This is a genomic window from Frankia sp. Mgl5 (genome assembly GCF_023242985.1).
GTDB lineage: Bacteria > Actinomycetota > Actinomycetes > Frankiales > Frankiaceae > Parafrankia > Parafrankia soli.
In genome coordinates this window covers 1-290 of the sequence record NZ_JALKFY010000062.1, presented here as the reverse complement: position 1 = coordinate 290, position 290 = coordinate 1, and the positions used below count along the sequence as shown (strand labels likewise).

Genomic DNA, 290 nt, shown 5'->3' with positions numbered 1-290 from the left:
ATACACAGGCGGAAACCGCATATCAGCAGGTGCTGCAAGAAAAAAGCCTGGTGAACGAGGGAGCGACAAAAGAATCGATTGCCAATCTGCAGGCGGCGGTTGCCGAGGCTCAGGCACGAGTAAACACTGCCCAGCTAAATCTGAGCAATACCGTGATTGTAAGCCCCTTGTCGGGTAAGATTGCGACCAAAACCATCCACGACGGAGAAACGGTTTCGCCCGGCGTGCCGCTCCTGACGATTGTTAGCAGACAGCCTGTGGTGGAAGCATCCATCCCGGAAGATCAAATC

The 290-nt window shown here is 54.1% G+C and carries 1 protein-coding gene; it reads left to right on the top strand.

What is annotated here, in order from left to right; genetic code table 11:
- A partial coding sequence (locus MXD62_RS08365) for an HlyD family efflux transporter periplasmic adaptor subunit (protein WP_368862336.1) occupies positions 1-290 on the top strand: 290 nt, incomplete at both ends.